We start from the raw sequence: 14,368 nt of genomic DNA, 5'->3' as shown, positions 1-14,368 counted from the left end.
CGGGTGCCCGCGCATGGCCTGCTCCGCGGCCATTCGATTGATGTGGGCGTGGCCGGCTCATGCGGCGTCGATGTTGTGCATGGCTTTGGAACCCTGAGATGACCCGCGTCTCCGTCAAGTCGCTCTGCGCCTTCGCGGCCAAGGCGGGCGACCTGGACATCCGCTTCGTGCCGGCGCCCACCGCGCACGAAGGACAGGCCGGCCATTCGCTGGTGCAGTCGCGGCGCGGACCGGGCTACGAACGCGAGGTGGCGCTGGAGACGGTCGTCGACGGCTTGCAGGTGCGTGGCCGCGCCGACGGCTACGACGCCGGCCAGCGGCGGGTGGAGGAGATCAAGACCTTCCGCGGCGACTTCGCGCGCGTCAAGGGCAACCACCGCGCGCTGCACTGGGCGCAGGCCCGGACCTATGCGGCCATGCTGTGCGAGCGCGATGCGCTCACGTCGATCACCGTCGCCCTGGTCTACCTCGACCTGGCGAGTGGCGAGGAGACGGTGCTGCAGGAGCATTGCGAGGCGACTGCCCTGCAGGCCGTGCTGCAGGCCATGTGCGAGGCCTATGCCCGCTGGGCGCAGCAGGAGGAGGCCCACCGCGCGCAGCGCGATGCGCAGATGGCGCAGCTGGCCTTTCCGCACGGCGACTTCCGCGCCGGCCAGCACAAGCTCTCGCGCGACGTGTACCTCGCCGCCGCGCGCCGGCGCTGCCTGATCGCCCAGGCCCCCACGGGCATCGGCAAGACGCTGGCCACCACCTATCCGCTGCTGCGCGGCCTGGCAGCGCACGGCACGGACAAGGTGTTCTTCCTCACCGCCAAGACGCCCGGGCGGCAGGTGGCGCTCGACGCCCTGCGCCAGCTGGGCGAGGACCGGGCGCTGCGGGTGCTGGAGCTGAGCGCGCGCGAGTCCGCCTGCGAGCGCCCCGGTGCCGCCTGCCATGGCGACAGCTGCCCGCTGGCCAAGGGCTTCTACGACCGCCTGCCGGCGGCCCGCGCCGAAGCCGCCGAGGCCCGCTGGCTGGACCGCGAGGCCCTGCGCCGCATTGCTGCCGGCCATGGCGTGTGTCCCTACTTCCTGGGCCAGGAGATGGTGCGCTGGAGCGACGTGGTGGTGGGCGACTACAACTACTACTTCGACGGCAGCGCCATGCTGCATGCGCTCGCCCGCGACGAGGAATGGCAGGTGGCCGTGCTGGTCGACGAGGCCCACAACCTGGTGGACCGGGCACGCGCCATGTACTCGACCACGCTGGCCTTCACGCTGCTCGACGGCGGCGAGACGGTGGCGCCGGCCTTCGTGCAGGCAGCCTTGCGACGGGTGCGGCGCGAATGGCGGCAGGTGTCGCGCGCCCAGGCCGTGCCCTATGCCGCGGCCACCGACCTGCCCGAGCCGCTGGTGCGCAGCCTGGCCGATGCGGTCGCGGCCCTGTCGGAGCATGCGGCGCAGTCGTCGCCGGAGCTGACCGGGCCGCTGCAGGAGCTGTTCTTCGGCCTGCTGGCGCTGGTGCGGCTGGCCGACGTCTTCGGGCCGCATTCGGTCTTCGAGGTGACGAACACGCCCGAGGGCGAGCCGCTGACCCTGGCCATCCGCAACCTGGTGCCCGCCGGCTTCCTGCGACCGCGCTTCGCGGGGGCGTCCACGGCCGTGCTCTTCTCGGGCACCATCGCGCCCTTCGGCTACTACCGCGACCTGCTGGGCCTGCCCGAGGACACGGTGGAGCTGGAAGTGGACTCGCCCTTCCGCGCCGAGCAACTGCGCGTGGAGGTGGCGCGCGACGTCTCCACGCGCCTGCGCGACCGCCCGCGCTCGCTGCCGCGGATCACGGCCGTGATGGCCCGGCAGTTCGCGCAGCGGCCCGGCAACTACATCGCCTTCTTCAGCAGCTTCGCGTACCTGGACATGGCCTTCGAGGCCTTCGCGCGCCAGCATCCCGGGGTGCCGGTCTGGCGGCAGTCGTCTGGGATGCCTGAACGCGAGCGCACGGCCTTCGTCGCCCGCTTCGCGCCGGGCGGACAGGGCATCGCCTTCGCGGTGCTGGGTGGCGCCTTCGCCGAGGGGGTGGACCTGCCCGGCGACCGGCTGGTGGGCGCCTTCGTCGCCAGCCTGGGCCTGCCGCAGCACGACGAGGCCAACGAGGTGCTGCGCGAGCGCATGGAGGCCATGTTCGGCCAGGGCTATGCCTACACCTACCTCTACCCCGGCCTGCGCAAGGTGGTGCAGGCGGCGGGCCGGGTGGTGCGCACCGAGCAGGACACGGGCGTGGTGCACCTGCTGGACGACCGCTTTGCCCAGCCCGAGGTGCTGGCGCTGCTGCCGCGCTGGTGGACGGTGTCGATGGCGTCGGGACGCTAGCGTCGCCGCGGGCGCGCCTTCCTTTCGGGCGACGGTCGCCTCGCGCGACGGTCGCGCCCGTCCGGGCCCCTCGATTTCAGACGTCCCAATGATCTCCGAATGGTTCTATGAGATCACAAAACTCATTTGGCAACTTCTTCCATCAGCTGGGCCACCAGCGGGCCGAACCCAGGCGTGCCGGCCTGCAGTCGGCTTTGGATGACGGCGCGGTCCGTGGCTTTGTTCTGGCTCAGTTTCTCCATGCAATGCGCCACCTCGACGGTGAGCTCGAAGCCGACGACGCCCTCGATCAGCCGGTCCACATGGTCAGCGGGCGCTTTGCCCATGTGCCATCCGTTTTCACCGTCGGGCTCGAAGGCGCGAACGGACCGCTGCATCAGATCGAGCAGGTCTTGCCTGTCGGCGATCACCCTCAGGACGCCTTCCCACTGCAGGCCGACGTAGTTCCAGGTGGGCACATTGGCCGCGCTTTCGTACCAGTGGGGCGAGATGTAGGCGCTGGGACCGTTGACCACCACCAGTCCGCGCATGCCGCTCGCCAGCGAGGCGGCATGGGGATTGCGGCGGGCAAGATGGGAGACCAATCGGAGGGTTCCGGTCGCATCGGACTGGGCGAAGAACGGTAGCGAAGTGGCGACCGGTTCCCCCTCGGGCCCCCGGGTGATCAGCGTGCCGAAGGGATACCGCCTCAGCCAGGCGAGGGCGGCCGCGGGGTCGGCGTTGCGGTAATGGTCAGGCACATACATGGTGGGTCCAATCAGCCGGTCTGAAATGCATTGTATGATAATAAAATACATTTGATTCATCGACATTTGGAGAATGGCCGAATGAAAGACGACGCCCTCGACCCGGAACTCAAGGCGATGCTGCAAGCTGCCGCGGCAGCCACCGGCGGTCCCAGCATCCGCGAACTGCCCATTCCCATGGCGCGGGCCGCCTACCGGGAGCGCTACCTCGCCCGCGGCCTGCGGCCGCCGGAACGTGAGGTGGCCATGACAGAGCAGGTGCTGGCGCTGCCCGACCGCGAACTGCCGGCACGGCTCTACCGACCGGCGTCGATGCCCGAGGGCAAGGCTGCGCCCCTGGTGATCTATTTCCATGGGGGAGGCTTCGTCGTGGGAGACCCGGCGGCCTATGACCATCAGTCCCGCTGGATCGCCGACCGGCTGGGCGTGGCCGTGCTGGTGCCGGACTATCGGCTGGCGCCGGAGCATCCGTTTCCTGCGGCCGTGGATGACGCCTGGGACGTCTTCCAGGCCGTGGCCGACGCGCCGGACAGGTGGGGCGCCGATCCCACGCGGATCGCGCTGGCGGGTGACAGTGCGGGTGGCTGCCTGACGCTCGTGACCGCACTGCGCGCGGCCGGGGAGCGCGCGGGCCCGCAGCCAGCCGCCTGCCTGTCGCTCTACCCCGTCACTGACTACACCGATCGCTGCGGCGAGGTCTGGCCATCGATCACCGCCTTCGGCAAGGGCTACTTCCTGGACCAGGTCATGCTGGACTGGTTCGCCGACCTCTACTTCCTGCGCAATGAGGATGCCTTGGCTCCGCAGGCCTCGCCCCTGCGCTGGCCGAGCGTGGCGGGTCTGCCTCCGGTGGTCGTCGTGACGGCGGGCTACGACCCGCTGCGCGACCAGGGCGATGCCATGGCGCAGCGGCTGGCCGGCGCCGGCGGCGTGGTAGAGCATGTGCAGCTGTCGGACATGATCCACAACTTCCCGGGGTACGCCGGCCTTTCGGCGGGTGCGGCGACCGCTTTCGCGCAGGTGGTGGATCGCTTGGGCGTCCATCTGCAACGCCGCTGAATCCCGGCGGGCTGCGCGAGCAGCCGGCCGTGCCTGTCTCGCGTGCCTGTCTCAGAACGCGGTGTTGTGCGACGTCAGCTTGGTGACCAGCCAGGCTTCCATCGCTTCGGTGCCGCCTTCCGATCCGTGTCCCGAGTCCTTGATGCCACCGAAGGGCACCTCTGGCAGGCCCAGCGGCGCCTGGTTGATCGAGACCATGCCGGACTCGATATCGGCGGAGACGGCCGCCGCCGTGCCGGCCGAGGACGTATAGGCATAGGCGGCCAGGCCCCAGGGGAGGCGATTGGCCTCGGCGATCAGCGCGTCATAGTCGCGGAAGGTGCTGATCGGCGCCACGGGGCCGAAGGGCTCTTCGTTCATCAGGCGGGCGGACAGCGGCACGTCCGTCAGCACGGTCGGTGCAAAGAAGAAGCCCGACGTGCCGATGCGGCTGCCGCCTGTCCGCACGCGTGCGCCCTGATCGACGGCGTCCGCCACCAGCGCCTGCATCGCCTCCACGCGGCGCGCGTGGGCCAACGGGCCCATCTGGACCCCGGCTTCCAGGCCATTGCCGACGCGGATGGCGGCCGCAGCGGCGACGAAGTGCTCGACGAAGGCGTCGGCGAGATCCTCATGCACCAGGAGGCGTGTGGGGGAGATGCAGACCTGGCCCGCATTGCGGAACTTTTGCGCCGCCAGCGCACGGGCAGCCCGCGCAGGATCGGCGTCGCTGAAGACAATGGCGGGGGCGTGGCCGCCCAGTTCCATCGTGGCGCGCTTCATGTGCAGCCCAGCCAGCGCCGCCAGCTGCTTGCCGACGGCAGTCGAACCCGTGAACGAGATCTTGCGGATCAGCGGATGCGGCACCAGGTGCGCCGAGATGTCGGCAGGCCTCCCGTACACGAGCTGGATCACACCGGGCGGGATGCCTGCATCGGCAAAGGCCTTCACCAGGGCAGCGCAGCTCGCCGGCGTTTCCTCGGGACCCTTGACGATGATGGTGCAGCCTGCCGCCAGCGCCGGTGCGATCTTGCGCACCACCTGGTTGATCGGGAAATTCCACGGGCCGAACGCCGCGACCGGCCCGACAGGTTCGCGCGTCACCAGCTGCATGTGGCCAGGCGCCCGCGCAGGCACGATCCGGCCATAGGTGCGGCGCGCCTCCTCGGCGAACCAGTCGATGACGTCGGCCGAACCCAGGGCTTCTGCGCGCGCCTCCGCCAGCGGCTTGCCCTGCTCCTGGGTCAGCAGGCGGGCGGTGGCGTCGGCGCGCTCGCGCATGAGCTGGGCGGCCTGCCGCATGAGCCTGGAGCGCTCGAAGGCCGAGACGCGGCGCCAGTGCTGGAAGGCGCGGTGGCTGACCTCCACGGCGAGGTCGAGATCCGCCGTCGTCGCGTGCGCAACCCGCCCGATCTCCGCCCCGGTGGCGGGGTTCAGGACCGGCGCGTCAAGACCGGCCGCGCCGGCGCTCCAGGCGCCATCGATGTGGAGGAGGGTGTCGGGATAGTCCGTCGTGGGGGAAGAGGTCATGGCAGGTTCGTCGGTGCGCGAGGCGGCAAGAACGGGAGCGGGTCAGTCCGCAGGGCGGCACGCGCCGCCGGATGCGGCCGGCGCGGGCGTGTCATCGGCGTGCCGCCAGCGCAGGCGCACGCCTCCGTCGGGCGTGGGCTCCAGGGCCGGGATGGCCTGCAGCAGACGGCGGGTGTAGGGGTGGGCGGGCCGGTCGAAGACCTGATCGCGCGGTCCTTCTTCCACGATCCGGCCCTGGTTCATCACCACCACCCGGTTGGCCAGTTGCTCGACCACGGCCAGGTCGTGGCTGATGAACAGGCAGGCGAAGCCGTGGCGGTGCTGCAGCTCGGCGAACAGGTCCAGGATCTGCGCACGCACCGTCGTGTCGAGGGCCGAGACCGGTTCGTCGGCGACCACCAGCCGCGGCCGCCGCACGACCGCGCGGGCGATGGCGACGCGCTGCCGCTGTCCGCCCGACAGTTCATGGGGATAGCGCGATGCGTGCCCGGCGTCCAGCCCCACTTCCTCGATCGCCTCGCGCACGCGTGCGGCAGCCGTCTCGCGGTTCAGGCCGGTGCCGCGCAGCGCTTCGCCGATGCTCTGCGCGACGGTCATCCGCGGGTCCAGCGAGGCATAGGGATCCTGGAACACCATCTGGCAGTCGCGGCGGTAGGCGGCCCAGGTGGCGCCAGAGCTGCCGCGCACGGCTTGGCCATCGAAAAGCAACTCGCCGCTGCTGGGCTTCTGCAGATGGGCGATGACGCGTCCGAGCGTGGTCTTGCCGGAGCCCGAGCCGCCCACCACCGCCACCACCTCGCGCGGGCGCAGAGCCAGGTCGATGCCGTGGAGCGCCCGCTGCGGCTGGCCCCTTCGCAGCAGTCCACCCCGCGCCGGGAAATCGACCACCAGCTGGCGGACTTCGACCAGCGGCGCATCCTGGGGGGCGACGGCGGGCACGTCGCGGCGCCGCGGCATCGCGCCGAGCAGCTGACGTGTGTACGGATGCGCCGGCGCCCGCAGGATCTGCTCGGTCGGCCCCTGTTCGACGATCTCGCCCCGGCACATCACGATGACACGGTGCGAGTAGCGCGCGACCATCGCCAGGTCATGGCTGATCATGAGCACGGCCGTGCCGCTCTCTGCGGTCAGCGAGACCATCAGCTCCAGGACATCCCGCTGCACCACCGCATCGAGCGCCGTGGTGGGCTCGTCCGCCACCAGCAGTGCAGGGCGCGGCAGCATCACGGAGGCCAGCATGATGCGTTGGCGCATGCCGCCGGAGAACTCGTGCGGCCAGGCGCGCAGTACCCGGTCCGGGTCGGCCAGGCCCACCCGCTGCAGCATCGCGATGATGGCGGCCCGGCGCTCCTGGGCGTCGAGCGGCGTGTGCAGTGCCAGCGCCTCCTCCAGTTGGCGGCCGACGCTGAGCGCCGGGTTCAGCGACGTCATGGGCTCCTGGAACACCATGCCGATGCGGCGGCCTCGAAGGGCCCGCAGCTCTGCCGGCTTGAGCGCGGTCAGATCGCGGCCCTCGATGTGGATGGCGCCGCCGCGCACGCGGATGGCGGGCGGCGTGAGTCCGAGAACGGCGCGCGCCGCGAGCGTCTTGCCGCTGCCGCTCTCGCCGACCACGGCCACGATCTCGCCGGCGCGGACCTGGAAGCTCGCGCGATCGACCACCAGCCGGCCGGCGTCGCCGACGCCCAGGCAGAGTCCGCGCACGTCGAGCAGAGGAGGGGGAACGGTCGTCATGCCATGTTCCTCATGCGCGGATCGAGCCGATCGCGCAAGGCGTCGCCCAGGAGGTTGATGCCCAGCAAGGTGAGCGAGATGCACAGTCCGGGCAGGATGCCGAGCCAGGGGGCCTGTGCCATGAACGCGCGGCCGCCGGCCAGCATGTTGCCCCAGCTGGGCGCCGGGGGCGGCGGGCCCAGCCCCAGGAAGGAGAGGGCGCTTTCGGACAGCAGCACCCAGCCGAACATCGAGGTCCCAAGCACGGTCAGTGGTGCGACGCAGTTGGGCAGCACGTGGCGTCCCATGATGTAGAGCTCGCTGTGGCCCATGACGCGCGAGGCTTCGATGAACGCGTTCTCACGCAGCGACAGGGTGGCGCCGCGCACCACGCGCACCACCGACGGCACATAGGCCAGGCCCAGCGCCAGCACGATGCCGCTGCGGCCGCTGCCCAGTACCACCAGCAGTCCCAGTGCCAGGAGGATGCCCGGGAACGCCAGCAGCGCATCGTTGAAGGTCATCACGACGCGGTCGACCCAGCCGCGGAAGTAACCGGACAGGATGCCGACCACGCCGCCGATGAGCACGGCGAACATGACCGTCATGAGTGCGATGCCCATGCTGGAGGCTGCCCCCGCCATCAGGCGGCTGAGCACGTCGCGCCCGAATTCGTCGGTGCCGAGCGGGAAGGCGGGGCTTCCTGGGGCGGTGAATCGGTGCAGCAGGTCGAGCGCGAGCGGGCTGCGCGGTGTCCATACCTGTGCCACGCAGGCGATCAGCGCCATGGCGCCGGTGAGCAGCAGGCCGATCAGCCCGCGCATTGAACGGAAGGTCATCGGCGAGTTCCTCAGTCCAGCGTGACGCGCGGGTCGAACGCCGGGTAGCACAGGTCGATGACCATGTTGACCAGCACATAGACCGCCGCGATGAACAGCATGCAGCCCTGCACCACCGGATAGTCGCGGGCAAAGATGGCATCCACCAGCAGGCGGCCCAGGCCGGGAATGGTGAACACGGTCTCGACGACGGCGATGCCGCCGAGCAGATTGCCCAGGATCAGGCCGATCAATGTCCAGGTGGGCGCGAATGCGTTCTTGAACGCATGGCGCCAGAGCACCGCACGCTCCGACAGGCCTTTGGCGCGCGCGTGGACGATGTAGTCGAGGCGCTGAACCTCCAGCATGCTCGCGCGCGCCATCCGGATGATGACCCCGATCTCGTGCAGGACCAGGGTCATGACGGGCAGCGCCAGGTAGAGCAGGCCCGCGCGCAGGTTTTCGGACAGGCCCACATAGCCGACCACCGGCAGCCATCCCAGGTGCAGGCCGAACAGCATCAGCAGCAGCAGGCCCAGCCAGAAGGTGGGAACCGACAGCAGCAAGGTGGCAATGGCGACCAGCCCCAGATCCAGCGCGCTGTTCTGGTGCCAGGCCGCCACCATGCCGGCCGGAACGGCGATCAGCGTCGCAAGGGCCACCGCCACCGCGACGATGGTGCCGCTGACGGCAAAGCGCTCGAGCACCAGCGGTGCCACGGCCTGGCCGGTCGAGATCGAGCGGCCCAGATCGCCGCTGAGGACCTGGCCCAGCCACCGCACGAACTGCACGGGCAGGGGGCGATCCAGCCCCAGGTCGCGGTGCACCGCCGCCACCATGTCGGGGGTGGCCATGTCGCCGAGCATCAGGGTGGCGGGGTCGCCCGGAATGAGCCGGATCAGGAAGAACACCGTGGCTGCGACGATCAGCAGCGTGGGCACTCCCATGGTGATGCGTGTGAGGATGAAGCGTCCCATCGGGGTCCCGTGCTGCCTGTGGTCGGTGGCTGGAAATGATCGGTCGTGACGTACGGACAGGGCGGCGCGCGCAGCCTCAGGCGGGTTCCGCCACCGGCTGTGGCTGCTCGGTCAGCGAATAGCGGGTGAAGCCTCGCTGCAGGGCCGGCAGGGGCAGCACGTCCATGAAGCCGCCGGCCGGTTCCATCGCGATCATGGCGACCGTGGCCGAGAGGTTGCCCGCGAGGGACGACGGCCGGGGCGGCCGGCATACGGCGAAGGGCGTGGCGAAGTCGTCGAAGAAGGCCTGCTTGAGGTCGTCCAGGTCGAGAGAAGGGCCGGCCTCGACCAGCAGACGCTTGACGCGCCAGTCCCGGTAGTAGCTGTCGGGCATGTTGGCGACGCCCGTGTCCCTGAGCTTGCTGCGTGCCGCCGTGCTGACCCAGTGGTTGGCGTGCACCAGCAGGTCGTCCTCGGGGAGCACGCTGAAGACCTCGTCGGGTGCGCATTCGAAGTCGATGGCAAAGCCTTCCGCGGTGCTCATCATCAGATTGTTGGCGCAGGACTTCGGCGTGTTCACCACCGCGCCCATCGCCTCGGCGAAGTGCTGCTGTTCCAGGATCTTGCGGCGCAGCAGCGAGAGCGGCACGCCGGTCGTGCGGAAGTCCCGTTCGCACTCCAGGTAGTTGGCCGTCAAGGCGATGCCTGCGCTGTTGAGCCCGGAGCGCGCCAGCCCGCCGGCCTCCACGAAGGTCAGGATGTCGGGCCCGTCTTCCCGCTGGACGCGCAGCACGATGCCGGTCTCGATGCATTCCGAGCGCCAGTCCCAGTTCTGGCCGTGAAGCAGGCGCCCGTTGCTGCTGCGCCCGGCCAGGACCACGGCGCCCGTGCAGCCCTCCTCGGGTTCGGGCGGCGTGGCGGTCGCGCCACCGGCCCCCGCCTGTCGCCGGGCCTGGGCCACCACTTCGGTGCGGGCGTTGATCATCACCACGTCCCCGAGCGAGACGCCCGCGCCGTCGGCGATGCCGCGCATCTCCTCGAGATAGTGGCTGCCGTAGGCTTCGATGCGCGCGGCGAACTCGGTGGTCAGCTGCCGGCGGAAGGCCTCGCCGGCGCCGAGTCCGTCCAGCGCCCGGCCATAGATCTGGGCACTGCGCGCCACCCGATCGGGCACGGCAGCGCCATAGGCGCGTCCGCGCTCATAAGCCGTGCCGCTGACCGACACGAAGGGAAAGGGGGCAAGGTTGTCCATGGATGAATGTCGCCGACAGGCGTTGAATGCAGGAGCAGGCCGCGCGCCACCCGGGGCGGGCGGCGCGCGGTGGGGGCACACGGGGTGTCAGGCGACCGTTCGCAGCGCAGCGTCGATGGTCTCGACGACCTGGGTCATCTGGTCGGGCGAGATGGTCAGCGGCGGAGACAGCACCAGGTTGTCGCCCGCCACCCGGACCAGCACGCCGGCAGCGAAGCAGTGCTCCACGGCCTCTGCCGCGCGGGCGCCCGGTGCCCCCTCCCGCGGTGTGAGCTCGATGGCGGCCAGCACGCCGATATTGCGGATGTCGCGCACGTGCGGCGCGCCCTTGAGCTGGTGCACGGCGGCTTCCCAGGTCGCGCTGATCTGCGGTCCACGGGCGAACAGGCCTTCCTGTTCGTAGGTGTCGATCGCCGCCAGGCCCGCAGCGCAGGCCAGGGGATGGCCGGAATAGGTGTAGCCGTGCATCAGCTCGACGGCCGCCTCCGGGGCTGCCATGAAAGCGTCGTACACCGCGCTGGAGGCGATCACGCCGCCCATGGGGACGGCGCCGTTGGTCATGCCCTTGGCGCAGGTGATCAGGTCGGGCGTGACACCCAGCGCCGTCGAACCGAAAGGTGCCCCCAGGCGGCCGAAGCCCGAGATGACCTCGTCGAAGATCAGCAGGATGCCGTAGCGGGTGCACAGCTCGCGCAGCCGCTCCAGATAGCCCACCGGCGGCGGCAGGACGCCGCCCGAGCCCGTGACGGGCTCGACGATGACTGCGGCGATGGTCGACGCGTCGTGGATCTGCACGATGGCCTCCAGCTCGTCGGCCAGATGGGCGCCCCACGCGGGCTGCCCACGCGAAAAGGCGTTGTGCGTGAGGTCGTGCGTATGAGGCAGGTGGTCCACGTCCCCCAGCAGAGGGCCGAAATCGCGACGGTGGCGCGGGATGCCGGCCACGGACAGTCCGCCGAAGCCCATCCCGTGATACGCCTTGGCGCGGCCGATCAGCTTGATGCGGTTCGCATCGCCTCGAACCTTGTGGTACGCCCGGGCAATCTTGAGCGCGGTGTCCACGGCCTCGGAGCCCGAGTTGGTGAAGAAGACCCGATCGAGCCCCGCAGGCGCCAGTTCGGCGATGCGCTCGGCCAGCTGGAAGGCCAGCGGGTGGCCCATCTGGAACGAGGACACGAAATCCAGTCGCGCCGCCTGTTCCTGGATCGCGCGCACGATCCGCGGCGGGTTGTGGCCGGCATTCACGCACCACAGGCCCGCCATGGCATCCAGGATGCGGCGCCCGTCGTCGGTGACGTAATGCATGCCTTCGGCGGCCACGAACATGCGTGGCTTCGACTTGAACAGCCGGTTGGCGGTGAACGGCATCCAGTAGGGCTGGAGGCTGTCGTTCGCAGAACCGGCGAGGCCAGCGTTGTCGGGGTTCAGGGGGTCAGGGCGCATCCGTTTGCTCCATAGTGCTCAAATGAATTTTGATGCAATATAAAACAATGCGCAAGACCTGATTCACGGGTCCTGCTGAGCGCGCGTCAGGACCGACGCCTGCTCCAGATGTCGACGGATGAGTGCGGCCGCCACTTCGCGCTGATCGAGTTCCAGTCGATCGAGGATTTCCAGGTGCTCGAGGCAGGAAACGCGCACGCGGTCCTGGCCATAGGCCCAGTCGTAGTTCGAGAAACGGCGCATGCGGCTCTGCTGCCGGATGGCATTCAGGATGAAGCGGTTGCCGGAGGCCTGGGCCAGGCCTTCATGGAAGGCGGCATTCATCTCGAACAGGGCGATGCTGGACGTCTCGCTCCAGGGCGCCTCCAGGAAGTTCTTGTGCTGCCGACGCATTTCCTCGACCCAGCCCGCGTCGAGCCGGAAGCCGGCGGCGATGACGCAGGCCGGTTCGATCAGCAGGCGGAACTCGTAGCTTTCCCGGCGGGCCTCTCCGTCCAGGATGGGAAGAAAGGCCCAGCCGTGGCCCGGTTTGCGCTCGGCCATGCCGATTTCCGACAGCTGGCCGAGCACGCGCAGCAGCAGCGGTCTGCTCACGCCGTACCGGCGCATCAGGTCGGCTTCTGAAACCTCGGCCGGCAGGCGTCCACCATGGCGGTCACCGGCGATGCGCAGACAAAGCTGGTCGATCTCGTTCGGCGGGGTGGCGGAGGGTGCGTCGAGTTCGGGCAGCGTGCGCACACTGAAGCCGCGCCGGGGCTCGTTGTCGAGCACGCCCCTGCGCGCAAGCTCCTCGAGCACGGCGCGCACCGGGGTGCGCGAAACCTGCAGGTGGCTGGCCAGCGCCATTTCGGTCAGGCGGTCGCCCACGCGCAATCCGGAGGTGCGGATGTACTCCAGCGTGCGAGGCAGCAGATCGCGCTGGAGGCGCGAGGGGCCAGCGGAATCGGCAACGATTTCTTGCATATCCTTATGCTGCATCATATAGTCTCAAAAAACAATCCAGTCTTCGCTGACTACCCGGAACCGCACCATGTCCGATCGGCCCCTTGCCCGCTCTACCTCCTCGTCGCCTGTCCATCGATCGGAGGCGGCCCCGTCGGAGGCGCTTCACAGGCTCGATGCTGCCACCATGGCAGCCCGGGTGGCCAAACGGGAGCTGACCGCTGCGGCGCTGGTGGAGGCCGCGTTGGCGCGCATCGAAGAGGTGAATCCGGCGGTGAACGCCGTGGTCCGGCGGATGGACGACGAGGCGCGGCGGGCGGCCGAACTCGCGGACCGCGCAGCGGCCGACGGGCAGCCATTGGGGGCCCTGCATGGGGTGCCGGTGACGGTGAAGATCAACATCGATCAGCGGGGGCATCCCACCGACAACGGCACGGCGCTCTATCAGGACCTGGTCGCTGCCGCCGACAACCCCGTGGTTGCCAACCTGCGCGCAGCGGGGGCCATTGTCGTGGGCCGCACCAATGCGCCGGTGTACTCGATGCGCTGGTTCACCGACAACACGCTGCATGGCGCCACCTACAACCCCTGGCACCGCGAATACACGGTGGGCGGCTCCTCGGGTGGCGCCGCGGCGTCCGTGTCCAGCGGCATGGTTCCCATCGCCCATGGCAACGACATCGGCGGCTCGGTGCGCTATCCCGCCTTCTGCAATGGCCTGGTGGGCCTGCGGCCCTCGTACGGGCGCGTGCCTTCGTTCAACGCCACGGCCAAGGGAGCGGGCTCCGTGGCGTCTCAACTGATGGCGGTGCAGGGGCCCATCGCGCGGACCGTGCGGGACGTGGAGCTGGCATTCGCCGCGATGGCGGTGCCGCATATCGACGATCCCCGCACAGGGTCGATGCCTGCGCCGCTCCACCCCGCACCACGCCGGGCCGCAGTGCTCGCGCGCAGCGCCTGGCCCGACTGCCATCCCACCGCGGTTCGCGCGGTGGAACAGGCGGCGCAGGCGCTGGCCGCCGCCGGCTGGGACGTGGTGGAGGCGGTGCCGCCCGGCCTGGATGAACTCCACCGGATGTGGGCCGCCATCACCATCCCGGATCTCATGGGTGCGCTGGATCCCGTGCTTCCTGCGGCGGGCGATCCGAACATCGTGACGGCGGTCGCGTACTGGCGCCAGGCGCTCGGAGAGTTCACGGCCGCCGATGGCCTTGCCGCGGTCGCTCGACGGCATGGCCTGCTGCGGCAATGGCAGCGCTTTCTGGCCGAATGGCCGGTGATCGTGATGCCGACTTCGCTGCAGCCGCCCTTTGCCCGACTGGCGGATGTGGAGTCGCCCGCCATGGCGGCACAGGTCATGCGTGCACAGGCCCCGCTGCTGGCGATCTCGGTGCTGGGCCTGCCCGCGCTGTCGGTGCCCACCGGACTGGCGGGTGTCGATGCCGTGCACGGCCGCATCGACCTGCCCACCGGTGTGCAGCTGGTGGCCGCCCCGGGGCGCGAAGACCTGTGCTTTGCCGCCGGCTTCGTGATCGAAGCGGCCATGCCGCGGCTGTGCCCCATCGATCCGCGCTGAGCTGCC

The 14,368-nt window shown here is 69.9% G+C and carries 11 protein-coding genes; 3 read left to right on the top strand and 8 right to left on the bottom strand.

The features are described from left to right. Positions 1-98: 98 nt before the first annotated feature. Positions 99-2,348 (top strand): ATP-dependent DNA helicase, encoded by a 2,250-nt coding sequence (locus tag DFR41_RS25630; protein ID WP_114804827.1) that lies wholly within the window; start codon positions 99-101, stop codon positions 2,346-2,348. Between the two features lie 122 nt (positions 2,349-2,470). Here the strand turns inward: DFR41_RS25630 and DFR41_RS25625 are convergent, their stop codons facing one another. Then, positions 2,471-3,094: an FMN-binding negative transcriptional regulator gene (locus DFR41_RS25625; protein ID WP_114804826.1), complete on the bottom strand. Its 624-nt coding sequence runs from the start codon at positions 3,092-3,094 to the stop codon at positions 2,471-2,473. An 81-nt stretch (positions 3,095-3,175) separates the two neighbouring features. On the opposite strand from DFR41_RS25625, the gene DFR41_RS25620 reads away from it, so the two are divergent. Further along, the gene (locus DFR41_RS25620) at positions 3,176-4,153 is read left to right on the top strand and encodes an alpha/beta hydrolase (RefSeq protein ID WP_114804825.1); all 978 of its coding nucleotides are present in this window, start codon (positions 3,176-3,178) and stop codon (positions 4,151-4,153) included. 51 nt (positions 4,154-4,204) lie between these two features. On the opposite strand, the gene DFR41_RS25615 is transcribed toward DFR41_RS25620, so the two are convergent. The 7 genes from DFR41_RS25615 to DFR41_RS25585 form a co-directional block, all read right to left on the bottom strand. After that, complete coding sequence (locus DFR41_RS25615) at positions 4,205-5,662, bottom strand: NAD-dependent succinate-semialdehyde dehydrogenase (RefSeq protein WP_114804824.1); 1,458 nt, start codon at positions 5,660-5,662, stop codon at positions 4,205-4,207. Positions 5,663-5,704: 42 nt separating this feature from the next. Further along, positions 5,705-7,396 carry an ABC transporter ATP-binding protein gene (locus DFR41_RS25610; protein WP_114804823.1) on the bottom strand — a complete coding sequence of 564 codons (1,692 nt, stop codon included), beginning with the start codon at positions 7,394-7,396 and terminating at the stop codon, positions 5,705-5,707. Further along, positions 7,393-8,163, bottom strand: coding sequence for an ABC transporter permease (locus tag DFR41_RS25605; protein ID WP_244917882.1), 771 nt, complete (start codon positions 8,161-8,163; stop codon positions 7,393-7,395). Before DFR41_RS25605 ends, DFR41_RS25610 begins: the two co-directional genes overlap by 4 nt. A 62-nt stretch (positions 8,164-8,225) precedes the next feature. Continuing rightward, a complete protein-coding gene (locus DFR41_RS25600; protein ID WP_017761713.1) occupies positions 8,226-9,170 on the bottom strand; it encodes an ABC transporter permease in 945 nt (314 codons plus the stop codon). Between the two features lie 76 nt (positions 9,171-9,246). Continuing rightward, positions 9,247-10,401, bottom strand: coding sequence for a C45 family autoproteolytic acyltransferase/hydrolase (locus tag DFR41_RS25595; protein ID WP_017761712.1), 1,155 nt, complete (start codon positions 10,399-10,401; stop codon positions 9,247-9,249). Positions 10,402-10,488: 87 nt separating this feature from the next. Next, on the bottom strand, positions 10,489-11,844 hold the full coding sequence (aptA, locus tag DFR41_RS25590; protein ID WP_017761711.1) for an omega-aminotransferase AptA: 1,356 nt from the start codon (positions 11,842-11,844) through the stop codon (positions 10,489-10,491). Between the two features lie 63 nt (positions 11,845-11,907). After that, entirely contained in the window at positions 11,908-12,807 is a 900-nt protein-coding gene (locus DFR41_RS25585; protein WP_017761710.1) for a GntR family transcriptional regulator, read from the bottom strand. A 67-nt stretch (positions 12,808-12,874) separates the two neighbouring features. On the opposite strand from DFR41_RS25585, the gene DFR41_RS25580 reads away from it, so the two are divergent. Then, the gene (locus DFR41_RS25580) at positions 12,875-14,362 is read left to right on the top strand and encodes an amidase (protein ID WP_114804821.1); all 1,488 of its coding nucleotides are present in this window, start codon (positions 12,875-12,877) and stop codon (positions 14,360-14,362) included. The last annotated feature ends 6 nt before the right edge of the window (positions 14,363-14,368 follow it).

Source organism: Pseudacidovorax intermedius, from assembly GCF_003350475.1.
Lineage (GTDB): Bacteria > Pseudomonadota > Gammaproteobacteria > Burkholderiales > Burkholderiaceae_C > Xenophilus > Xenophilus intermedius.
Note: the sequence above shows the minus strand (reverse complement) of the source record. Positions and strands in the feature narration are given on the sequence as shown.

Coding starts and splice junctions, on each gene's coding strand:
- DFR41_RS25610 (WP_114804823.1), bottom strand. CDS start 7,396: ATGACGACCGTTCCCCCTCCTCTGCTCGACGTGCGCGGACTCTGCCTG.
- DFR41_RS25580 (WP_114804821.1), top strand. CDS start 12,875: ATGTCCGATCGGCCCCTTGCCCGCTCTACCTCCTCGTCGCCTGTCCAT.
- DFR41_RS25615 (WP_114804824.1), bottom strand. CDS start 5,662: ATGACCTCTTCCCCCACGACGGACTATCCCGACACCCTCCTCCACATC.
- DFR41_RS25630 (WP_114804827.1), top strand. CDS start 99: ATGACCCGCGTCTCCGTCAAGTCGCTCTGCGCCTTCGCGGCCAAGGCG.
- DFR41_RS25595 (WP_017761712.1), bottom strand. CDS start 10,401: ATGGACAACCTTGCCCCCTTTCCCTTCGTGTCGGTCAGCGGCACGGCT.
- DFR41_RS25605 (WP_244917882.1), bottom strand. CDS start 8,163: ATGGCGCTGATCGCCTGCGTGGCACAGGTATGGACACCGCGCAGCCCG.
- DFR41_RS25620 (WP_114804825.1), top strand. CDS start 3,176: ATGAAAGACGACGCCCTCGACCCGGAACTCAAGGCGATGCTGCAAGCT.
- DFR41_RS25585 (WP_017761710.1), bottom strand. CDS start 12,807: ATGCAAGAAATCGTTGCCGATTCCGCTGGCCCCTCGCGCCTCCAGCGC.
- DFR41_RS25600 (WP_017761713.1), bottom strand. CDS start 9,170: ATGGGACGCTTCATCCTCACACGCATCACCATGGGAGTGCCCACGCTG.
- aptA (WP_017761711.1), bottom strand. CDS start 11,844: ATGCGCCCTGACCCCCTGAACCCCGACAACGCTGGCCTCGCCGGTTCT.
- DFR41_RS25625 (WP_114804826.1), bottom strand. CDS start 3,094: ATGTATGTGCCTGACCATTACCGCAACGCCGACCCCGCGGCCGCCCTC.